This window comes from Ruminococcus sp. OA3 (assembly GCF_022440845.1).
In the GTDB taxonomy this organism is placed as follows: domain Bacteria; phylum Bacillota; class Clostridia; order Lachnospirales; family Lachnospiraceae; genus Ruminococcus_G.
Genome location: NZ_JAKNTO010000001.1, coordinates 260577 through 279826 on the forward strand (window position 1 = coordinate 260577; position 19250 = coordinate 279826).

The following is a 19250-nucleotide window of genomic DNA, read 5'->3' on the forward strand; positions in this document are numbered from 1 at the left end:
TTCATCAATAATCATAGGGAGCAAATTCGCCGTCAATCACGGTATACACAAATACGTCTTTCACCACATTGTTTCCGTTTTCAAATGACATATTTTTTCCTGATGTAATCTCGATCGGAACGGTGAGCATTTCTTCAACCAGCGCCTTGGGATCATCGGTTCCGACATTCTTTGCCGCCGTCATGGCAAGCATCGCAGAATCGTATGCAGAGGCGGCAAACCCGTCGCAGGGGGTGTCCGGATATTTCTCGTTGTAGCGTGTTGTGAAGTCCTTCAGATAATCGGTGTAATCCGCAACCTGCATGATAGAGTCCAGGTAAACCGGTGTCGTACCCGCCAGCACGATGCCGTTTGCCTTTTCCCCTGCGATGTCCAGGAACTCCTGCTTGAATACGTTGCCGGGACCCGCGATCTGTACGCCGTCGAGACCGATATTGTCAATCTGGATCAGGATGTTAGCCACGTCATTATACTCACCGTCTATATAAAGAATCCCCGGTTTCGCTTCTTTGATCTTGGAGATCAGCGGGGTAAAGTCTTTAGTCTGCTGGGGCACAAAGTTATCCGTCATAACAACCTTGCCGCCAAGCTCCTCGTATACCTCCGTCAGGATCTGGGCGCCTGTCACACCAAGGTCTGTATTCTGGTGCAGGATCGCGAGATCTTTTCCGTCAAACTGATCGTAAAGCATTTTAGCGGTAGCTGTTCTCTCGATATCCGCAACCGGAGAAACGGGAATCAGCATATCCCCCATACCCGGGAAGTCCGGATGAGAAGTATTCGGGGAGACCATCGGCATGGAAGCCTTCTGGTATACCGGAGCTGCCGCCATGGAAACGGATGAACCAAAGGAACCGACGACTGCAAATACATCATCTTCCTCAATAATCTTGTTTGCAAGGTTAATCGCTTCTTTTTGGTCACCCTTATCATCATTGATTTCAAGGATCACATCTTCTCCGTCCAGTCCTCCTGCCGCATTAAAGTCTTCCACTGCCATTTTCAGGGCATTCTGATAACTGATACCGTACTGCATCAGGTTGCCGGTCAGCGGGATGGATGCGGCGATCGTATGCCTGCCCGATGCATCACCGGAATTTTCTGATTTGCTGTTTTCATTTGTACTGTTTCCGGAATCGCTTCCTTGGTCGCATCCCGCCAGCATAGAAACTGCCAGGGTACCAGTCAAAGCAAATGCTACAAGTTTTTTCATCTTTCGTCCTCCTTTTGTTTTATAACACCGTGCTTCCAGAGGCTGCTGCCTCTTAATTGGCTTTATTCTAGCATTAATAATAATAAAAATCATGCCGAATCGCCGCAATAATTCACAATTCTTGTTGTCATATTTGCAAAGTAATTGACATTAATTCTTAATTCATTTAATCTCTTAGATAATACATGCCTTATTTTTTATTCGCAAAAACTATATAAAGAAGGAGGTAGTACAAGTGTATTCGTCAGAAAATAAAATCGATGCATGGATTTCAGCGCATAAAGAGGAAATGGTTGCCCATATTAAGCGTCTGATTCACGTGCAAAGTATTTCAACACCTTGTACTTTTCAGGAATATCCCTTTGGAGCCGGTTGTGCCAGTGCTTTGGATTACATGCTTGAGCTGGCTGGTGATCTCGGGCTTACAACAAGAAATTATGATTATTACTGCGGCAGTGCAGTTTTACAGGGCCGCACGGACCGAACGATCGGTATCTTCGTACACCTGGATACTACGCCGGTTTCAGATATGTGGCTTCAGGATCCTTTTGAGGCAGTGGAAAGAAATGGTTACATTATCGGAATCGGCTCAGAAGATAATAAGGGGGCAGCCGTATCCATGCTGTATCTGCTGCGGTGCCTGAAAGATCTGGAGATTACGCTTGACCACACGATACTGGTAGTCTTCGGCTGCGGCAAAAAAGCCAGGATGGAGGACATGGATTATTTTCTCCGGCACGAAAAAGCGCCGGAGCTCTCTCTGGTCGCCGATGCAAGTTTCCCCGTATGCATTGGCGAAAAAGGAAGCGCTAACTTTGAACTGACCTGTCCGATATGCGATGAGCATCTGGTGGATTTTCGTTCCGGTCTCGCCGCCAACATGATACCAGGCTGTGCCTTCGCGCTGTTAAAAGATCTTACTCTTGAAGAAGTGATGGAGCGCCTGGATAAGGATTCCCGATGTGTCGTAATTCCGGTGGATCCCTACGTAAAAATCGACATTGGCGGACTGGGCGGCCACGCCGCTTTTCCAGAGGGAAGCCGTTCCCCTATTCCACTGCTGGCTGATATTTTGCTCTCTCATCAGCTTGTCGGTTCGTCTGCCCCTTATATCCGTTTTTTGAGAGATACGTATCAGTCTTATAACGGTGCCCCTTTTGGGCTGGATGAGCAGGATGAAACATTTGGCTATTCAACACATATCTGCGGTACGGTCGGCATTCAGCACGGTACCATGCGTCAGATCATTAATGTCCGGTATATCTCACAGTTGACGGGGGCAGAGGTATCAAAGAGAGTGTGCGAAACGGCAGGCAGGGCAGGCATCAGCTGCCGCCTTCTCTCCGACACGCCTCCCCATACGCCGGAAGCCTGTCTGAAACCACTGACACCCGTACTGACTTCCATTGTCAATCACGTACTCGGTACCAGCCTCCATGAATATACGATGGGCGGCGTCACTTATGCGCAGAAGCTACCCAACGCCATATCGTTCGGTCCTAACAGAGACGACCTGCCCACACCCCTCGGATGGGGACGCGGCCATATGGCAAATGAAGCAGTACGTATTCAGGATCTACTGAACGCATTAAAAATATATGCGTTATCATTGCACCGCATTGACACGATGTTTTAACTATTATTCAGTAATCACAACGACAGTAGGTGAAAGATTATGCAGGAAATCAGAGAACAAAACTTTCAGACTTACAACGACACTTCATCTGTAAATATATGCAAATTTCATCATGAATTTCAGGCTAAAGAGGTCCCGCTCCACTCCCATGAAGAATACTGTGAATTGGTTTATCTGCAGAAGGGCAAGGCCGCTCTTAGCATAGGCGGTCAGTCCATTCAGGCACAAAGCGGTGCACTTATCTTCCTGGAGAAGGCGATCGCTCATGAGGGATCTTATCAGGCGCTGGAACGATGTGGCAAAATGGAGCGATATGTATTAAAATTAAGAAATACGGACCGGCTGCTGCCGCCGGAATATCATCCGGTGATCAGTCTCGATACTCCCCGCATCCTGACCTCCCTGTTTCAGCTGATTGAACGCGAGTACCTGTCACGTGAAGCGGGCTGGGAGCTTATATGCACAAACACGCTGGAAACACTGCTGCAGCTCATCCGCCGAAACGCCCAGCCCGTACAGAGCATCCCGGAATCCAGCACGCGGGTCCAGCAGCTGGCGGATGATATTATCGCCTATATACATACGCATTACTGTGAGAAGATCAGTCTGCAGTCCGTGGCTGACAATTTTTATATCAGCCCCTACTACCTGTCTCATCTTTTAAAAGATCAGCGGAATATTTCCATGATGCAGTATGTGATTCAGCTGCGCATCAGTGAAGCCCAGATGCTGCTCCGTGATACCGATTATTCCGTCCAGCAGATTGCAAAAATGACGGGCTACCAAAATTTTAATTATTTCCTGAATGTCTTTAAGAAAAAAACCGGAACGACACCAAATACATATCGTTCCAGGCATTATTAAAAGGAGTACAAGTTATGATACCGACGCAAAAAAAATTTAACGCCGGGATATTTTTTCCGGCGCTTCTGTGTACCTTACTGTGGGGAAGTGCGTTTCCCTGTGTGAAGGTGGGATATCAGCTGTTTCAGATCAGCAGTGACGCTACCTTTCAGAAACTGGTTTTTGCCGGATGGCGTTTTAGCCTTGCCGGTCTTCTGGTTCTGATCATTGCCAGGGTTATCGGACGTCAGAATATCATTCCCCGCAGGGGACAGTGGGGAGGCGTGATTGTCATGGCGCTCCTGCAGACCGGAGTGCAATATGCCTTATTTTATATCGCCATGTCTCACACCACCGGCACGAGGGGCTCTGTCATCACCGGATCCGCAGTCTTTTTCTCTGTGATTGGGGCACATTATTTATTTAAAAATGACAAGCTGACAAGATTAAAAGGAATCGGCTGCTTCATCGGTTTTGCGGGCGTTATCCTGATCAATTTGAACGGTTCGGGCACCGCCGAGTCAGGCGTTCATTTTATGGGCGAGGGGCTGATGCTGCTGTCTGCGATCTGTACAGGTCTCGCAGCCCCCGTGTGCAAACGTCTGACAGACAACGGCCTCGCGCCCATGATGATCACCGGATGGCAGATGCTGCTCGGCGGGTTCATGCTGCTGGCTATGGGATATTCCGGCGGCGGCTCTCTCACAACCGTCACCCCACAGGGAATCGGACTTTTAGCTTATATGATTCTGCTGTCTGCAGTTGCCTTCTCCGTATGGAGTATCTTACTGAAAAAATATTCCACCAGCAGCGTGGCTATTTACAACTTCCTGGTTCCCGTCTTCGGAACGCTGCTGAGCGGAATCATCCTGGGCGAGAAGATCGTGTCCCTCCGAAATTTTGCTTCCCTTGTTCTCGTATGTGCCGGTATTTATTTTGTAAACCGCGGACCGAAAACAGCTGCCGTTAAATGATGGATCGCCACACGGATATTTATATTATGATGCCAGGGGCACTTGTTTAGCGCCTGTCGAAGCTAAGAAGCGGGAGTACGAAGTGCGGAGAAATCCGCAGACATCAGGGGGCAAAATACCTTTTGCCCCAACATCATATTATAAAGCTTCTGAAACGGAAAAACAGCGCAATGCCATATCCGGCATTGCACTGTTCTCTGGTTTACCAAACACAGGCCATTCCTGGCCTCTTATTTTTATGCCCGGTAGATGATTTTACGAATGGCATGAACAGACAGATTGTATTCTTCCGCCAGTTCTTCCACGGACCATCCGCCGTGATAAGCATCGATAATTTTTTGATTTCTCAGCTGCAATTCCCTCCGGTAACCGGTCAGTTCGCCCCAGCCCCTCTTCTGCCGTCCAGGCTCCGCGGGCACATAGAGATATCCACCCTGTATATAACCCTGCAGTTCCTTAACCAGTTTCTCGGGAAGCACAGCCTTTGCGTTTACATATTTCATGCGGGCTCCTCCCTGATCAATCTCAGTCAAGCAGCAAAGCCAGCATAATTACGCAGCGACTTTTAGACTACTCCATGCAAATGTCGCTGCCCGCCGGCTTTGCATGGAGAAAAACCTGATTTCTCTTCTTCATCCGATCCCTTCTTTCTTCCCCCATTCCAGAGAATGCATTTATACTGCTGATAATGCCCCTGTCACAGAATCCATAATGAATCCACGGACCGTGATATCTTCCGGCATCAGCGGATGCTGCTTTAAGTTCAGTACCGTCTCTTTTACAGAATCTTCAACACTGCCAAATCCACTGAGCCATTCCTCCAGTTTTATCCCGCTGTGACAGATAACATCCATGCGATCCTTTGGTATCCCGCGCTCCTCCAGTTTCTTCAGGAGTTCACCGCCGTCCATGCCCTGCACTCCGCAGTCCGTATGTCCGATCACCATGACCTCTTCCACTCCCAGTTCCAGTATCGCCACCAGCAGGCTTCTCATCACGCTTCCATACGGATGGGTGATGACGCCCCCGGCATTCTTTATGATCTTTGCATCCCCGTTGCGGATCCCCAGTGCCGCCGGAAGAAGCTCAATCAGTCTGGTATCCATACAGGTGAGAACCGCCAGTTTCTTGTCCGGATATTTATTAGTCACATAAGGCTCGTACGCCCTGGACTTTACGAATTCTTTGTTGTACTGGAGTATTTCTTCTATCATTTTATTCAACCTCACTGTGTGTTCTGTACTTTATGTCAGCATATTATCAGACGTTTTTCCACAGGTCCATCACATCATCACTGGCTGTCAGAAACTTTGTCAATCAGCTTTGACAAAGAACTCAAAAAATTCTGATCGTCCTCCTCCGTTCTTTTTGCCGGGCCTTTGAGATGATGTTTCGCCCTGGTGCGCCTCGCCTTTTTCGCCAGATGCCGCTCCATCAGCATCTGATCGATGTTCTCTTCTGTATACCATCTGCCGCTCTGATGGATGCCGCAGGCGCCTTTCCCCAGAGCCATCGCCGCCACGCCGTAATCCTGCGTCACGACGATATCCCCTTTTCTGCAGGCAGAGACCAGTGCAAAATCCACGGCGTCAGCACCGGCGCCGATGACCTTGATCTCGCTGTAGTCAGAGTGTAAGATGTGATTGGTATCGCAGAAAAGAATGACCCCCATTCCATGTTTTTGAGCGACCTCTTCTACGATATGTGTCACGGGACATGCATCCGCATCCACTAATATTCTCATACGCTTTCCTTCTGCCTCTCGGATAATATTAATTATTCAGCATATTATCTCTTTTTTCGGTGTATGCTTCAAGAAATATTTGTTCACGTGTGTCAAACATTTTCTGATAATTATTGACATTGGAATATTCCAAAAACATCTCTTCCGGTATAAATTCATACTTTACGATCTGGTCTTTCAGCCATTGGCTGTCGATGAGAATCAGCTTTTTATTGCCTTTTGCAATATTTTCATTTTTAGGCAGCAGGCCCAAATTAAGCAGATTGTTCTGTATGACATCTTTGCGCACAATAGAAGATTCATTAAATAACGTCTGCGGCATGATATGATCCACCTCTAACCCATAGTCCGTATCGGGGCCCTGTATGCATTTGAGGCAGTAAAAATGATACAGCAGTGGTTTCATAAGCGCCAGCGTAATATCCACTGACTCAATGACACTCTCTGCAAAGATCTGATCCCGCAGCAGGCTTTCCCATTTATAAGCCGGAACGGGTTCATATAAATCAGGTTCCCTTTCCAGATTCAAAATATTACCGGCTATTTTAGAATCACCGGACCCCCTCCATTGTCTGTTAATATATTCATATATCAATTTGTCCCATAAAATAAAGCAATTCTTCTGAAATTGTTTTGCCCTGGAGTCACCAACCGGCTTCCCTTTTCTGATCCAGTCTTTGTATGTAAGAATCATGAAGTTTAATGCAATCGAATCACTTGTCAGCTCCATAACAGAGGCATTCCAGGATCTAAAGTATTTGAAATACTCAAAGGATGAAATGAGTTTCAGCATAGACTCAAGCTCATAAATCAGCTTCTCAATATCGGAACTCCAGTCAATGTCTTCTCTCTTACTCAATTTTTCAATATCTTCTTTTTTTACACCACCGGCATAAATTCCCGCCAGTATTTTAAACCCACACGTCAGCTCCTTTTCAAAATCCGTTTTTGAATCAGTAAACTGTTTTAGCACAATATTTCTGCCGAGCCTGTCTAACAGCGTCGCCGGCAGATCCCAGCGCACAACATCTGTCTGAACGGTTCCGATCTTTGTATACAGCTTCTTTATGGCATTGACAGTCGCCTGAGACGGATGGTCCACGGATATATTCCAATGTGGTTTTGCGGACAAAATCTCAACTGCAGTCAGTTTTTCCCCCTCTGAATTAATAATGTTAAAAATCTTCTGCGAATCTGAAGGAGACAGATTCTTAACTTCTATCATGCCAATTTTGCTGTTGGCAAGCTGAAAATCCATCTTATCAACGATCAGCATTCGCTCAGTTATCATATCCCACTTCTCATGAATCAGTGCCTTTAGCTGTCTGGCATCTTTTACATCACACCTCAATTCAATGAACTGGTAGAATGAAGATTCCTCCCGGCTCTCGATATCCTCGTCATCACAGTATTTTGTATACTCATCAATAAATGTTTTCACCTTGCGTGATGAGAGTTTCACATCTCCGTTTTCGGTCTCTACGTACGGTAATCTGTTTACATACTTTGTAACGTCAAAAGGCTTCGTAAATCCGGTGTTCTTTTTTTGTTTATTGTGAATGATCTTTATGATCTCCAGCAAAAGTTCTAACCCATAGGTAGACTCATCAATATTCTCTTCTGCATTTATCTCGTTTCCTTCGCTGTCGTCATCACTATTTTCACGTAAAGATACCTCGAATTCTTCATCCGCATCCGCTTCAATATATTCATTTATTTTCTCCCAGTACTTTTCCTCCAGCTCATTCGGCTGATCAGAATTTTTAAATCGAATAAACTTTTTTGCCCAGTTATAAATGTTTTCCGGATCATCGTGAATCATCGTAAGTGCATTTTTCCTCTGCCGTCCGTCAAGCAGCCATCTTACCGTCTTGCCCTTGCTTTCATCTACACTGAGTATGCAGACACCGATCGGATATTCCTTGAACAGGCTGATGCATAACTGAAAATTCTTTTTTTCGTCCCAGGTTTGCTTTCTCTGAAACCTCGGCAGCTTGACATTTCGATCCGTTATAAACGTTTTTACCGTCTCCGGTCTGATTTCGTACATCGCACATCTCTCTCTTTCGTCGTATTATGCCAGGCCCATCCGATAATCCTCAAGCCTTCGCAATTCCTCCAGCCCCTCATATCCGTGTTCCGCCAGGAAATATAACAACTCCGGAAGGATCCGAAAAGAAACATTGTCCATTCCCACATCCCATATGCCTGCCTTCCGCCTTTGCAGCGCTGTAAAGAATATTTCATCCAGGAATGCGCCCTCGATAGCAGCGCCAAAGAATCCCGGCACGATCTTTTCTTTATCTTCCCCTTCATAAAACAGTTCAACAGAAACCGGAGTGACAGTCCCTTCTTCCTCCCCTGACGGCTGGACTACGGCCTTCACAATCCGGCACACATTTTCTGCCGTTTTGTATCCCATATATTGAACAAATTCCCTGTGTGAGAAAAATATCTCCAGGGCTTTTTCTTTGTTTCTGAGGTCCGCTTCCTCGCACTTCATCTGCGCATTAAGTGCGGCAAACCACTGGTCTTCTTCTTTACTGAGGCGTTCTCCCAGAACAGCCCTTTCCTGCAGCTTATCCCGCTGAACTTTTTTCTCCTCTAAATCACAATCCCGGATCTTCACTTTGAAAGACCTGGTCCCATCCACAAGCCATTCATATATAAGATGAAGATCATCATTGGGCACATACGCATCATCACTCTGTCTGTAAACAGTAAGCGTCTTCGCATGGCCAAGGGAAAACCTGGGAAGCTCTCTCGGCTGCAAATCAGGTGTTTTATCATTTACCTCTCCGAATTCGATCTGTGGAACTTCATTTAAGCAGGAATACAATTCCAGGAAACCTTTCTTTTCATCTTCTGCCAGATCTATCAGCTTAATACCGGTGAACATGACCGGCACAATGCTATCCAGCTTCTCCTGACTGCATCCCTCAAATGAGACGAAAATAAATTTCCTGTTGTTCCCGGGCTTTCGCCATTCGGAGGCTATGACCTCATATTCCTTACTGACACCGGTCATTGGCTCATCTGCTTTGCGCTTATATGATTCCGACAGGATAATGATAACTTTATCAGACTGTAAGCCCCGGGACATCATCTGTGTAAATGAAGGCGCTGTGCTCTCCTGCAGCTCCTTTTGGTCACAGGTTGCATCATAACCATTCTCGCGAAGCATTTTCACAAAAGAATAAACTCTCTCATTTTCTTCCTGTGTCCCCCAGGCATACGTAACAAATACCTTTTTCATCTGTTCTTGGTACCTTTCACATGACCCTTCCGTTTTTCTTTTCAAACCGCAGACTGTCCTGTATCATCCGCTGCACAGCAGCGACGCGAAGCGGCACAGCAACTTTTGTTGCTGTGGATGACATACGATTTATATGTCATCATTATACCACGTGTGCAAACCAGAAAGCGACGCGCAGCGGCATTTTCTGGGCCAGCCGTGGCTTCCAGGTATCATCCGCTGCACAGCAGCGGCACAGCAACTTTTGTTGCTGTAGATGGCATACGATTTATATGTCATCATTATACCGCATTTCTGTTTGGTTTTCCATGATCATTTCAGGCACACCGTCAGCATACTGTCCGAACTTTAGTATTAAAAATATTCAGGAAGAGGCACATTATCTTACTAATTCCTGCCATCGTTCATCATCCATCAGAAAACCATATGTTTCCTCATCACGGAAGCACTTTTTCAAACTTCGCTTCATATCCTCAAGAAATTCCAGTCGTAATTCCCTGAATGCCACATGTTCATAGAGGGGAGATCTGCAAAATTCTCCCATTGTGCCGACACTGGCTATCATCTCCTCCATCGTGTCAATCACCGTATCCGCGTCTTTCTCCGCCGTCGCCAGATCAAGCCTGCAGGAAGTCTCATGATATTTTCCCATATCAAAGACCCCCGCCAACACCCGCTGTTTTTCCACCAGCATATGCGCCTTTTCCCTGTCTCCATCCTCCATAGCCAGCATGTAGATGCTTTGAAATACCATATTCATCATCTGGTATCCTGAAAATAACAGTTCTTCATATGCCTTGTACGCCTCACCCGTGCGATTGGTCTTACTATAGATAACCGCCTGCTTTCTTTTTCTCTCTGGATTCTGCTTTGAAAAATACGCCAGATACTCTTCGGCCTTCTCATACTCTTCTTTTCTTAAATAAAACCCAAACAACGAATCGGCGGCACTGTACCGAATGTCCTCATCCTCACTTCCCAGCGCCCGGACATACCACTCCAGGATATAACCTTCATAGTTTTCTGTATCCGGAATACCCTTCGTCAGCCGCCACGAATCCAGGATGAGTGCCATTTGCCAGATCAGCCGAGGACAGTTCGGATACTTCTCCAGAATCCCTTTTGTCCAATGAAAAACTTGCTCATAAGACTCCTCTTTGAGTTTCGCATCCATTTCCAACACGAAATGATTGATTTCTTCTACGGTAAGCTCCTCCCGAAACGACAACAGGGTATCGAGAGAAATACCCAGCAGCCTGGCAATCGGAGCCAGCAGTGAAATATCCGGGAATGAATTTCCATTTTCCCATTTGTTGACCGCCGGTCCCGTGACCCCGAGACGCTTCGCCATGTCCTCCTGCGTCATATTTTTACTTTTCCTGTATTTTCTTATTACTTCACCTATCTGCATAGACTTGTCTCCTTCACGATGATCGCACTGGTCCTTATTATTTTCAGCATAGCAGACATTCATGTGTTTCACAACTGAACAGGCGTTAATGTTTATTTAGAAAAACTAACTGTTATTTATATTTTGGCTGATAGTATCAGATTTTTCTGATATGTCTTGTACCGTGTGGTAAAATAAGGTAAAGAGATCAATAGAATTGAGAGAGGTTTAATATGACATATACCATACGACGTATCCAGAAATCCGAGTATCCTTTATTAAATGATTTTCTGTATGAGGCCATTTTTGTACCGGACGGCGTTGAACCCCCTCCCCGTTCCATCCTCATGTCTCCTGATCTTCAGGTCTATGTTGATCATTTCGGTGAATCGAAGGACGATATCGGGCTGGTTACCGAAGTCGATGAGAAGATTGTGGGCGCCGTCTGGGTGCGCATTATGGACGACTACGGTCATGTTGATGACCGGACGCCGTCTTTTGCCATTTCGCTCTATAAGGAATATCGGGGTCTTGGGATTGGGACGGCCATGATGCGGGCAATGCTCACACTGTTAAAGCACAGAGGATATAAGCGCGCTTCCCTGGCGGTCCAGAAGGCAAATTATGCCGTGAAGATGTACCTGCGGGTTGGATTCCGGGTTGTGGAGGATCGGGGGGAGGAGTTTGTTATGGTGATTGATTTAGCTAAGTTCTCATAGACTTTTTTTATCCATAATAGCGAAACAAATATTGTGTAGAAAAATGACTTTTCAGGTAATATCTGGTATACTGTGAGTAACAACGTGAGCGTGCATATGTCTTATGTAACCGCAGATTTTATAAACGAGGTAACAATATGTCCGATACCTATATCTACCAGAAAGAAGTTGATCAATCTACTTTAAATTACGGAATCACTATCCCCGTAAATTTACAAGCAAAATTATTTGAGGGATTGGGATATACTTTAACCAAAGGTGAAAAGAGAACGGTAAGCATTCTGCTCGATGGAAAACGCTATGAAGCGAGACTTACAAATGTAGCTATTGATTCTACTAAATATCCCAGAAATGAGGTTGTACAAATCCGCTACTCCTCAAATTCACCAATTGCGTCCAAACTACAAGAACAATTTATTTCCAGTGTTTCAGTAATTGCTGAGCAAAAGAACAGTACCCAAAAGGGACACTCCATTACCATTCCAGAATCCCGGAAAGAATATATCGAGATCTATATCACTGACGATGGCACCATACGTTTTGAGTGCCAGCCTCAAAAAACAGAGGTAAAACTTAATTTTTTCCAATATATTGGTTCCGCTGACAGCCTTGCCGGATATCAGCGATCCTATAAACTAATTCTTTTGGAAAGTATGTTGACGCTTATGGATCATACTGGTAAGTGCTCACTGTATCAAGTTGTGGATCGCTTTAAACACTTCTATGAGAACCGAAAAAGTCAAGGAAAAGTTCCCGATGTCGACGTGGATCAGCGGATTGCGAATATTGAATCGAGTTCTATCCAGGATGTCCTCAGAGTAATTTTAGACAACCCGTTTAAAGCAATTAGTAACAAGGGTTTTCTTCAAATCAAAAAGATGGATAATATCGATTATCTGATGTTCTCACCGGAACTTATGGCGGACATGAATGAACAAGATTTTAAACAGCTGAAAGAACTTTTAGGCTTAAAGATACAAAAATATTTTGATAAAATTGATGGTGCTAATGTGCAAACAGATTTAAAAAACCTTTTTGACTATATGTTGGAACACTATAAGGATTGTCGAGAACATGAGGCGTTTAGGAACAATCGTATTGGTAAACTGATACGTCAAGTTATTCCTAAAGTCATATTGACACTCCCTTTTTTAAATAATGAAACTTATCTTGTAAAAGGAAGTATCGGCCAGGGAAACTGGGCAACCGTTCCCTGGATCTGCATCTTTGACAAGCGAATTACAGCGTCCGCCCAACATGGCGTCTATATCGTGTATCTGTTATCGGAAGACGGTAATACCCTTTATTTGACTTTGAACCAAGGGTGTAACAATTACATAAACTCATTAGGAAAGCGAAAAACCATTCTGAAATTACACGAGATGACTGCAAACGTACTGACGACTGTTTCCGCAGGACCATTTTCTACTGGGACAGACCTAAACCTTGGGAATGAATTTTATGAACATGGTTGCATTTTTTATAAAGCTTATCACAAAGGGCAGGTTCCACCAACCGATATATTGACCGCTGATCTTTTTAGCATGATTAACCGCTATCAAGAATACGTGGAGACACAAGCACAACATCGACCAAAAAAGAAAGCGTGGTTATTAACTTGGAATGCCGATAACTGGATATGGGATGGTTACGAAAGCTTTGCCCAACAGACTAAAGATGGGCATAAAGTAGTCACACCGTGGAGCTGTAACAATACAACCCCCGAAATTGGGGATTCTATCTTTCTCTTGAAACTTGGCGATGAACCTAGAGGAATCATAGCTTCTGGAACTATCATTCGGAAGAGCTACAAGGATTTGCATTGGGATTTAGAAAAACGCGCCCAAAACATTACGGCAAGATTTGTTGATGTGAATTTTGACCGAATTTTGAATTTTCATTTTGAACAATTGTTACCTTTAGCACTTTTGGAAGAGCAACTCCCCTTGCAACGCTGGAGTCCGCAGGCTTCTGGTATTGAAATACAAGAAGAATATGTGTATGCGTTACACGACCTCTGGCACCAAATAACAATGGAAGAGTATTTAGACATGACAGATACCGATGAATCTACAGAAGAATACAATATCTCAGATGAACTCACCCGGATTTCTCAGTATATTTCCGCCAAAGGTTTTTCCTATGAAGACGGGTTTATTGAGAATTTTTATTTAAGCCTTAAAGCGAAACCTTTTGTCATACTGGCAGGTACTTCGGGAACGGGGAAGACAAAACTCGTCAAACTATTTGCGGAAGCTATAGGTGCCACTGTGGACAACGGCAGATATAAATTAGTACCTGTGCGACCAGATTGGTCTGATTCCACGGACCTTTTTGGCTACGTCGATCTCAACGGACAATATATTCCGGGTGCGCTCACTGAATTTATGAAAACCGCCATATCAGACCAGACGAAACCTTACTTTCTCTGTTTAGATGAAATGAACCTAGCCAGAGTAGAATATTATCTGAGTGATATTCTATCGATCATTGAGACACGTCATTTTGAGAATGGTCAGATTATCACAGATATGATAGCGGAGAGCGACGTTGCGGTTACAGCACACGGAAAACTTTTTCTTCCTGAAAATCTCTATATTATCGGAACAGTGAACATGGATGAAACCACGTTCCCATTTAGTAAAAAAGTGTTGGACCGTGCTAATACGATCGAATTTTCCTATGTCAATCTGGACCTCCATCAAACCCTGGGAATCGCCGATATTTCGGTGTTAGACAATCGCTTTTTAAGGAGCGACTACTTAGTGTTGGCAGAGTGTCCCGAGGGTGAAGATACAATATTAAGCGCCGTTTCTATCTTGAAACAAATGAATGAAGCCTTAAAAAATGTGAACGCGCAGATTGGATACCGTGTGCGCGACGAAATTTGTTTCTATTTACTATACAACGAAAAATACTCCCTACTGGATGCATCTGTCGCTATGGATCTTGCAGTACTGCAAAAGATTTTGCCTCGCATCCAGGGGAGCAGCCTGTCAATTAAAAATCTGTTGCTTGCTTTATTTAAAATCTGTGTTGCTAACCAATCTGAAATAACACAGAACGCCAATCATACGGTTAGCGAGAACATGTTTAACTATCTGAAAACTCAGGACACTGTGCCTTACCGCAAAAGTGCTGAAAAAATTGCATTTATGACAAGGAGATTTGAGGAGGATGGCTACACTTCCTACTGGCTCTAATCGTGAAGAGCTGATTTTTATCTCAACTGAAAAAGTGAGCGTTACGTTCAAGGGAATCGCCGTACATCCCCGTATCGGTGTCTCTGCTCACCCAAAAGAGACTTCTGATTTTCGAATCACATGTCTGGACAGCTTCCAATTGGAGATTGCCCCAGACCTCGATGCTGAGGTATCTTTCGTGCACGCAAATTCAGATGGCCATCGTATAATACATCATACTTATCCTATATTTTACGAACAACAAAATTATGAAATAATTATTGAAAATAACAGTGCAGATGTCACAGAGTTTTGGCACGAAAACCTGGGGCTCCGTAATAAAATCAGCCCTGTCGGCCGCTCAGGTAAAATGCTATCAGGCATCATTAACTTCGGCAATGAAATTGGTAAAAGTGATCTTGTAATACGCCTAAATGGGAACCCATATCTCACGATTAACCTGGAGGTTTTTCCAACCAAGTTACAATATCGAGACGATTATCTACAATTGATGGCAGACGTCACCGACGAAATCTATAATCTTGCTTTTGAGTTTCTAAAAAAGACTTATTTTTCAGGTAATTTAAATGAAATGCTCGGTAACAGCCCCACAGAATTTTTTAGCATCATCCGCCACATTTATGACTTATTTATCACGGCCGCTGACATTGTGATAGCTCACCCACACCACACCCTATACACACAGTCAGAGATTCTCCCTGCTCACAAGATCCGAAGATCTAATACAAAAACATTGCGTTGGCTTGAAAAACATCCAGCACACATTCAAAATGCCCAGGGAAAGTTTCGAGTCGATTGCGCTTTGGCAACTCAAAAACATGTAACATATGACACTCCGGAAAACCAATTTGCAAAATTTATTTTATGTACAACCACCAGACGATTAAAAACGCTGCGTTCACATTATCAAAACCTGAAACGCCAAAAAGATTCTGACGTCGTAGACACAATCAATGCGATGATAAAAAGTATTGATCGTCGCGTCAGTCATACTTTCTTTAACAATGTATCAGACTTTAATGTCTCAACACAGATGTCTATGGTCTTTACCATGGCCCCGGGATACCGCGAACTATATAAATACTACATCATGATGCAGCATGGTCTATCGCTGGACAGTGATGTTTTTAGTATTTCCGTAAAAGACGTTGCATTACTCTACGAATACTGGTGTTTTATCAAATTAAACAGTATCTTGAAGGAAAGATATCACCTCATAAAACAAGATATTATTAAAACAGTTGGTAATAACTTATTCATTACCTTGCGTAAAGGAGTCGGTTCTTCCGTCACTTATGAAAATCCCCGGACTGGCGAACGGATCCACCTTGCCTATAATCCAAAAGCATCCAGTCTACCAACCGTCACACAGCGGCCCGACAATGTGCTTTCCCTAAAAAAGAAGGGTTCCAATACTAAGTATCAATATATCTTTGATGCCAAATATCGTATCAACCCGGCGCTTGATGCAACTTCTTACCAGGCAACCTATCAAACGCCCGGTCCGGAGGAGGAGGATATCAATACCATGCATCGATATCGCGATGCAATTGTTCGCGATAACAGCACAAGACCAGAATTTGAACGTACCATGTTCGGTGCCTATGTTCTCTTTCCTTATCACAACGAGGAAGAATATCAACACCATAAATTCTACGAGAGCATCGAGACAGTAAATGTTGGCGGGCTTCCCTTCCTTCCAAGTGCCACAGGGCTAGTTGCAAAAATGTTAGACAACCTGATTGAGGATTCGCCCGACTCTGCCTTAGAACGTGCAACCCTCCCGACTGGCATTGCGGAAAAACTTGCTCAGATCGATCTTGACAATCGTGATGTAATGGTAGGGATTGTCCGCAACGCAATCCAATTAACCATTAACCTTGCTCATCGATTTTATCATATACCCGTTAAAAGAGTTGCCATGAATCGATTACCAATACATTATGTAGCATTGTACCAACCTGACAATGTCTTCGGAAAACCGAATTCCGGCATTTTCGTTTACGGTGAGGTTATTCGCACCGAAAAAATCACTCGGAAACAAATTACTGCGATTCCACATCACGGCAATCCAAATGATGAGTATTATCAATTCTTTGTTAAAGAGTGGATATCTTTAGACACCCCAATAAAAGTTTTGGAATCCGGGCTGCGTGTTCAGATTTATACAAATTTATTCCTGTTAAAAACCAGTGAATCTGTGCCCGAGCTACTGATCCGCTCCACGGAAGTATTAAGACTTTATCAGGAGCTGAAACGTCTTTCTAAGTCAATTGATATTGATACATTCAAGGATGAGGTAAAAAGATTCCAATTCAATGGCAGTTTTATCCAGATAATAGGCGAAGAAATCGTTGTGCTTACACCAGATGGGTGTGATCATCGTTTTGTCATTGAAGACTTTAAAAAGCGACCACGTGAAGTGTTTGGGGCGATTCGAGCGGTGGTTTTGGGTGATTGATTTACCGTGAAAGCCCCGAACTGTAGATGAACAAGCAAGCTTGCATAGACGCACAGACATTGAGCGGCCCCCATATGAGCAAGTAAGCGAAAGGCTGGTTTGTGAATACGGGTTATAGTATGCGGGAATACCATCGGTACGGAGCAGCTGATTTTTATTCATAGTGATACCTGTGTAAGCAGACATATCCGTTTAGCTATAAATTACATACAAAATGAAATATCTTTATGCAAAAATCTTATATCTGCAAAGGAGGCAACAAAATATGTCTAAAAATACGGGGGTTGCATTTGAGAATAGAGTGTTTAAAATTATACAGGACCTTGTAACATCAAATACTTTTTTAGTATCAGCACCCAATATAAAAGTCCACAAAAAGGCAAAATACTACTCAAGAGACAGAGAGGCCAATATTGAATGTGAAATTTCTGTTGAAAAATATCTTGAAAACCCTGATCTTAAGCAAGGGCTTCGCCCTGCACTCATTATCGTCATCGAATGCAAAGATTACTCTGGTCCCGTTTCCGTTGATGAGGTCGAAGAATTTCATGCTAAATTGCAGCAGATTGGCCCTGATAATACAAAAGGAGTCATGATTACAAGTAAGGGAACCTTTCAAAAAAGTGCCTTAAAATACGCCTCTGCAAAGGGTATCGCTTTGGCAAGAATTCTGCCTGATGATCAGGTTCAATATATTATGTATGAGATAACTGCTCCTGCAATATCAAATTTATTTAATACTAATAAAAATGCGGCCAATATCATACGTGCATTGTGCGAAAAAAAATACTGTTCACAGCAAGGGGAAAGTTTCTTCTGTTTTGGTGGAGATTATGATTTACATGGTTTGATAAGGCGGTTGCTGGAATAAGTATTGTGCCAGAAAAATTTATTATGTTTCATCTGTTTCGAGACTGTTTCAGATTGGACCTGTTGACAAACTAAAGAAAAATGACCTTCTGTATGGTATACTTATTATATCAATTGCAGGAGGTCACTTTTTATGACGGAATACAAAATGGACAAATCCAGATGGTATTTTTTGATATAGATTCTATGATTCCAGAGGATCATCTTTTGAAATAAATTAAGGACTGTGTAAACTTTGATTTTATATATGAAAAACCGTTCCTTACTATGCCAATATTGGAAGAAAATCTATTGATCCGGTTATTCTGATAAAAATGCTGCTGATCGGCTATCTTTATGGGATCAAATCAGAGCGAAGGCTTGAGGTGGAAGTATCACTAAATCTTGCTTACCACTGGTTTTGTGGAATGGATCTCATGTATAGAGTGCCGGATCATTCAACTTTCAGCCAGAATAGAAAACGGCGTTTTAAGGATGCCGGTATATTTCGAGAGATTTTTAATGAAGTTATACTGAAATGTATAGAGCTTGGAATTGTATTCGGGGACAGCCGTTATGGGGCGATTGAGACAGTTAATCGTTCCACCATAAAATAGATGGAAGAGCTGGAAGCGGAGCTTTCTTCTGTGCCGGGTTATAAGAAACCAGAAAATGTAAAAACAGAAAAAGAAGTTTTGAAAAGTCAGACCGATCCAGAGTGTGGGTATATCCACCAGGCTCGAAAAAAGGGACTGGGGTATCTGACTGAGATGACATTTGATACCAGTCATGTGGCCTAAAAGTGGGAAGCAGGGATTATCTAAGGGTCATGCGGCTTAGACAGATATGCGCTGAGGGAACATTTGCGGTTTAAAGCGAGAACATAAATTGAACAAAATCCAAAAAAGAGGCCTTCAGAAAACAACGGAAGAATGCCTCTTATCGGCAACCGCATTAATTCT

Annotated in this window: 16 protein-coding genes; 9 read left to right on the forward strand and 7 right to left on the reverse strand. The window is 43.7% G+C overall.

What is annotated here, in order from left to right:
• Positions 1 to 4: 4 nt before the first annotated feature.
• Entirely contained in the window at positions 5 to 1213 is a 1209-nt protein-coding gene (locus MCG98_RS01315) for an ABC transporter substrate-binding protein (protein WP_240300074.1), read from the reverse strand.
• 235 nt (positions 1214 to 1448) lie between these two features.
• On the opposite strand from MCG98_RS01315, the gene MCG98_RS01320 reads away from it, so the two are divergent.
• From MCG98_RS01320 to MCG98_RS01330, 3 genes are read left to right on the forward strand one after another with little or no spacing between them, the layout of a single operon-like run.
• Positions 1449 to 2849, forward strand: coding sequence for a Sapep family Mn(2+)-dependent dipeptidase (locus tag MCG98_RS01320; protein ID WP_240300075.1), 1401 nt, complete (start codon positions 1449 to 1451; stop codon positions 2847 to 2849).
• Positions 2850 to 2888: 39 nt separating this feature from the next.
• Entirely contained in the window at positions 2889 to 3713 is an 825-nt protein-coding gene (locus MCG98_RS01325; RefSeq protein WP_240300076.1) for an AraC family transcriptional regulator, read from the forward strand.
• 14 nt (positions 3714 to 3727) lie between these two features.
• The gene (locus MCG98_RS01330; protein WP_240300077.1) at positions 3728 to 4666 is read left to right on the forward strand and encodes a DMT family transporter; all 939 of its coding nucleotides are present in this window, start codon (positions 3728 to 3730) and stop codon (positions 4664 to 4666) included.
• Between the two features lie 236 nt (positions 4667 to 4902).
• Here the strand turns inward: MCG98_RS01330 and MCG98_RS01335 are convergent, their stop codons facing one another.
• The 6 genes from MCG98_RS01335 to MCG98_RS01360 all read right to left on the reverse strand — a co-directional run bounded on the left by MCG98_RS01335 (position 4903) and on the right by MCG98_RS01360 (position 11077).
• The gene (locus MCG98_RS01335; protein ID WP_240300078.1) at positions 4903 to 5169 is read right to left on the reverse strand and encodes a CD3324 family protein; all 267 of its coding nucleotides are present in this window, start codon (positions 5167 to 5169) and stop codon (positions 4903 to 4905) included.
• A 171-nt stretch (positions 5170 to 5340) separates the two neighbouring features.
• Positions 5341 to 5880: a carbonic anhydrase gene (locus MCG98_RS01340; protein ID WP_240300079.1), complete on the reverse strand. Its 540-nt coding sequence runs from the start codon at positions 5878 to 5880 to the stop codon at positions 5341 to 5343.
• 77 nt (positions 5881 to 5957) lie between these two features.
• The gene (locus MCG98_RS01345) at positions 5958 to 6410 is read right to left on the reverse strand and encodes a YaiI/YqxD family protein (RefSeq protein ID WP_240300080.1); all 453 of its coding nucleotides are present in this window, start codon (positions 6408 to 6410) and stop codon (positions 5958 to 5960) included.
• Between the two features lie 28 nt (positions 6411 to 6438).
• Complete coding sequence (locus MCG98_RS01350) at positions 6439 to 8460, reverse strand: DUF262 domain-containing protein (RefSeq protein WP_240300081.1); 2022 nt, start codon at positions 8458 to 8460, stop codon at positions 6439 to 6441.
• Between the two features lie 24 nt (positions 8461 to 8484).
• Positions 8485 to 9666 (reverse strand): toll/interleukin-1 receptor domain-containing protein, encoded by a 1182-nt coding sequence (locus tag MCG98_RS01355; protein WP_240300082.1) that lies wholly within the window; start codon positions 9664 to 9666, stop codon positions 8485 to 8487.
• 379 nt (positions 9667 to 10045) lie between these two features.
• On the reverse strand, positions 10046 to 11077 hold the full coding sequence (locus MCG98_RS01360; RefSeq protein WP_240300083.1) for a helix-turn-helix transcriptional regulator: 1032 nt from the start codon (positions 11075 to 11077) through the stop codon (positions 10046 to 10048).
• Between the two features lie 212 nt (positions 11078 to 11289).
• Here MCG98_RS01360 and MCG98_RS01365 point away from each other — a divergent pair, with 212 nt between their 5' ends.
• The 6 genes from MCG98_RS01365 to MCG98_RS01390 all read left to right on the forward strand — a co-directional run bounded on the left by MCG98_RS01365 (position 11290) and on the right by MCG98_RS01390 (position 19088).
• Complete coding sequence (locus MCG98_RS01365; RefSeq protein WP_240300084.1) at positions 11290 to 11775, forward strand: GNAT family N-acetyltransferase; 486 nt, start codon at positions 11290 to 11292, stop codon at positions 11773 to 11775.
• A gap of 137 nt (positions 11776 to 11912) precedes the next feature.
• Positions 11913 to 14978, forward strand: coding sequence for a DUF3578 domain-containing protein (locus tag MCG98_RS01370; RefSeq protein WP_240300085.1), 3066 nt, complete (start codon positions 11913 to 11915; stop codon positions 14976 to 14978).
• On the forward strand, positions 14953 to 17439 hold the full coding sequence (locus MCG98_RS01375; RefSeq protein WP_240300086.1) for a restriction endonuclease-like protein: 2487 nt from the start codon (positions 14953 to 14955) through the stop codon (positions 17437 to 17439). Before MCG98_RS01370 ends, MCG98_RS01375 begins: the two co-directional genes overlap by 26 nt.
• A gap of 265 nt (positions 17440 to 17704) precedes the next feature.
• Positions 17705 to 18310: a restriction endonuclease gene (locus MCG98_RS01380; RefSeq protein WP_240300087.1), complete on the forward strand. Its 606-nt coding sequence runs from the start codon at positions 17705 to 17707 to the stop codon at positions 18308 to 18310.
• Positions 18311 to 18599: 289 nt separating this feature from the next.
• Entirely contained in the window at positions 18600 to 18905 is a 306-nt protein-coding gene (locus MCG98_RS01385) for a transposase (protein WP_345891701.1), read from the forward strand.
• Entirely contained in the window at positions 18906 to 19088 is a 183-nt protein-coding gene (locus MCG98_RS01390) for a hypothetical protein (protein ID WP_240300089.1), read from the forward strand. It begins immediately after the preceding gene.
• Positions 19089 to 19250 lie beyond the last annotated feature (162 nt).